This is a genomic window from Frankia sp. CcWB3 (genome assembly GCF_977927595.1).
The window spans coordinates 5,456-9,398 of record NZ_CDWRCK010000183.1 but is presented as its reverse complement, the minus strand read 5'-3'; the positions used below and the strand labels follow the sequence as shown (position 1 = coordinate 9,398).

Below are 3,943 nucleotides of genomic sequence, written 5' to 3'. Positions count from 1 at the left end.
TCTTTTTTGGGATGGCCACCGGGTGGACCCGGTCATCACCGGTCCGGACGTCGTATCGTTGAGGGTTGTGGCATCACCGCACCATGGTGGACCCGGGTGAACCTGGACCGACGTACATATGCAACATCCGAAGCACAGCCGACGATTTCGGGCGCCGTGGTGTCCGCGTCGGAAGCCCGGCGGCCTGCGGGCGCATCCGGATCACGAGGGACCCGCAGCCGCGACCGCGGTACATGCGGGATGAAAGGGAAGTCGCCGGTCATGCCGAGGGAAGACAGAGCCAGTCAGCGAGGCGGGACGACGCCGTTCGCGTCCCCACACCCGCAGCGGCGTGATCGGGACGCTTCAGGTGATCGTGGCGTGCCGACAGAGGGACGTCGCGCCGGGCGCACGGTGCGTGGCGATGCCCCGAGTGTAAGGCGGGGCGGTGGATCCGGGACCGGCGCGTCGCGCGGACAGGGCGGCTCCTCCCAGGGTGTGGGCCAGGGTGCGCGCGGCGGCGACCAGAGTGCGCGCCAGGGTGCGCGCGGCGGCGGGCAGAGCGGTGCGCGGGGTGGAACGCGGGGTGGGGCGGGCCAGTTCCGCCGCGGCCCGGAGGGCCAGGGCCGGCCGGACCGCTCCAGGGGTTCGGACTCCAACACCCGGTACGGCAACACCCGGTACGGCGGATCGCCGCGTGCGGGCGATGCGGGATCCGGTAGTTCCTCCAGCTCCTCTTCCTCCTCGGCTTCCTCGTTCGACCGCCGCCCGGGTGGGGCTCGGCGTCCGGAGGGGACTGGCGCTGGGCGTGCCCCGGCGGCTGGCGGTGAGCGATTCTCCCGAGCCGACGGCCCGCGCGGTGACCGGGGCGCGAACGGAGCCTCCGCCCGCAACCGGGGTGCCGCCGAGGCAGCTTGGCGCGAGCGTCGAGGTCGGCCGGGCGCGGAGGAGACCGGTCGGTCCGGAAGGCCGACTAGCCGTCCCGACCACGGCAGACCGGGGCGCGACTCCTCGGTATTCCATCGGCCCGAGCAGGCCCGGGCCAGCAGCGACGGCCCGCAGCCCCGGCACGACGGCCCTGAACGGCCGACTCACGGCAGAGTCTGGCGTTCCGATGGCGACCGTCCCGCGGGTACGCGCTCGGCCGGCCTGCGGCCCGGCGGCGATCGAGGCCGGGAGTCCCGGGAGACGCGGGAGTCCCGGGACACCAGCGGTGGAGGGGCCCGCCGCGACGGCGCCGCTCGCGCCGAGCACCGCGGCCGGCCGTTCACCGAGGCTTCCAGGCCCGGGGGCGGCGGCCCCCGCGGCGGCCGTCCGACCGGGCCGGGCCGGCCCGACAGAACCGACCGGGCTGGCCGGACAGATCAGACTGAGCAGGGCAGCCGGCGGGCCCGGGTGCCGGCTCCGCCACTTCCCGACGAGGCCCGCGCGGACCTGCTGGACCACGACGTGCGCCGCTCCCTTCGGGGGCTGCCGTCGTCACTCGCCGACACGATCGCCCGCCATCTCGTCGCAACCGCCCTGCTGCTCGACGACGATCCCGCCCGCGCGCTTGCCCACGCCCGCGCCGCCGCCGATCGAGTGCCACGCCTGCCCGCGGTGCGCGAGGCGGTCGGTATCGCGGCTTACCACGCGGGGGAGTACGCGACGGCCCTGGTGGAACTTCGGGCCGCTCGTCGGATGGACGGTTCCGCGCACAACCTGCCGCTGATGGCGGACAGCGAACGGGGGCTGGGCCGGCCGGAGCGTACCGTCGCCTACCTGCGGGATCCGCAGATCGACCAGCTTGATCCGGCCGCTCGGGCGGAGATGCTCATCGTCGTCTCCGGGGCCCGCCGGGACCTCGGTCAGCCGGAGGCCGCCGTCGTGTTGCTGCGGGATCTGGCCACGGCCAAGACGCCGCCCGCGCCGTGGACCGCCCGTCTTTGGTACGCCTATGCCGAGGCGCTGCTTGCCGCCGGTCGTCCCGAGGAGGCCGCACGCTGGTTCACCTCCACGGCGGCGATCGACGAAGGAGAGACTGACGCTGACGCCCGCGCGTATCTGATCATGACTGGTCGGCCTCTCCCCGAGGAGAGCGAGGAGGCTGCGCGGGACGGCGTGGATCTCCTGCTCTCCGATCGGGCCGATCCCGGCGCGGACGCCGGGACCGAGGCGAATACCGAAGCGAATGTCGATCAGGACGTTACCGACCATGATCTTACTGATCATGGTGACGCCCCTGGCCCCGGCCTCGAGACCGAGGGGACGAAGACCGAGGGGTAGGACCGTCCGGCCGAGGGCCACTCCGCCCGCGGTATCCGTGGGTCTGCGGGGAGGTGGGTCCGCGGTGGAGACGGACCGTACCTACGCCGGTCATGCGTACGCCGGTCAGTCGTCGAGTGGACGCAGCACGAGTCCGGTGCGCGGCTTCGGGGTGAACAACGTCGACTTGCGCGGCATCCGCTCGCCGGCCTCGGCGACGGCCGCCACATCGGCGATCGGGGTGGGGTTGAGCAGCAGCGCGGTACCTCCCGCCGCAGCCGCCGCGGCGATCGCGGCCGGCGCGTCGTGGTGGTAGTCGACCACGCCCACCGTGTCCGTCAACCCCCAGACGTCCACGATCAACGCAAGATGAGTGACGGTGACGTCGAGTCCACGGAAGGCCGCCGACCGCTCGGGGGGCAGACTACGCGCGAGCAGGTCGGGGTCGGGCTCGGTGAGCAGGTAGGCCGCGGTGCCGTTGGTGACCACGAATGCGTGCCCGCCCTGCCCGGCCTTGGCCAGCTCCTCCACCAGCGCGTCCGGGTCCGCGCCTGCCGGCCCCACGCCACCGGCATCCCCGGCAGTGGTACCACCTCCGGCAGCGGTACCGCCCTCGCCGGGCCCGGCGAGCTGACGCACGGTGAACACCTCGGCGGCCCGCCGCACTGCCTCGGCGAGCCCGAGACCACGCACCACCCGGTGGATGGCGTGCACCTGGGGCCCCGAGACGGTCGCGTCGACGAGGAAGGCCAGGCCGAAGTCCCAGGGACCCGAACCATCCCCGGCGGCGTGCCGTTCCGCCTGGTACTGGCGGTAGGTGGCGTACCGATGGTGGCCGTCTGCGATCACCGCGCGCCGGGGCAGCAGGTCCGCGGCGATGGCGGTGAGGACCGCCGGATCGTCGATGGCCCAGAGCCGGTGCGTCACCCCGTCGCCCGTGGACGTCTCCACCAGTGGCGTCGTGGCGACCACCATCGAGACCACCCGGCTGGTCTCGCCGCCGCCGGCGTAGAGCAGGAAGATCGGTTCCAGGTTCGCGCGGGTCGCGCGGGTCAGCGCCAACCGGTCTGAGACCGGGCCCGCCATGGTGTTCTCATGCGGGAGGATGATCCCCGCATCCGGATCGGTCAGCGCGACCGCCCCGATCAGCCCGCGCTGGGCATGGCCGGCCTGCTCCTCCTCGTAGACGTAGACGGAGGCCTTCTCGTCGCGACGCAGCACCCCGCTGTCCAGCCATGCCCGCAGCGTGCGGGCGGCCCCGTCGTAGTCCTCCCCGGGGAGGATGAGCCGTACCACGTTGTGCTCGTCGCGCGCCTGGAGTTCCGCCCGCTCGGCGTCGTCGATGACGTCGTAGGGCGGGGAGGTCAGCGGGGCGAGGTCCGGCCCGGAGGACGGAAATCGTGCGGCCCGGAACGGGGCGAGCACGAGACCCGCCGGGGCGGGAACGGGACGATCGGCGTCAACCATGAGCCGCATCGTAGGGCCCCGAGAGTGCGGACCCGGTGTGACCCGGGAGTGCCCTCGCCACTGACCGCCCGTGTTCCGGCCGGCCCAACCGGGCGAGAGGAACATTTCACCACCTTTACGTAGTGCGAGCGTGCCATCGGAGCGGCGGGACGGTGGACAGCGCACACCTGATCGTTATGGGGATCTCGAGGTACGTCGGGTGGCTTTGCGGCGACACTGGAGCTGCGGACCTCGAGGATGTGCCTGGTGCCTG

Annotated in this window: 2 protein-coding genes; one reads left to right on the top strand and one right to left on the bottom strand. The window is 73.1% G+C overall.

Annotated elements, in window-relative coordinates:
- Nucleotides 1-1,374: 1,374 nt before the first annotated feature.
- Nucleotides 1,375-2,244, top strand: a complete 870-nt coding sequence (locus tag ACY5KJ_RS14185; protein WP_462203558.1) for a tetratricopeptide repeat protein — start codon at nucleotides 1,375-1,377, stop codon at nucleotides 2,242-2,244.
- Nucleotides 2,245-2,349: 105 nt separating this feature from the next.
- On the opposite strand, the gene ACY5KJ_RS14180 is transcribed toward ACY5KJ_RS14185, so the two are convergent.
- Entirely contained in the window at nucleotides 2,350-3,699 is a 1,350-nt protein-coding gene (locus ACY5KJ_RS14180) for a DUF1015 family protein (protein WP_462189204.1), read from the bottom strand.
- Between the last annotated feature and the right edge of the window lie 244 nt (nucleotides 3,700-3,943).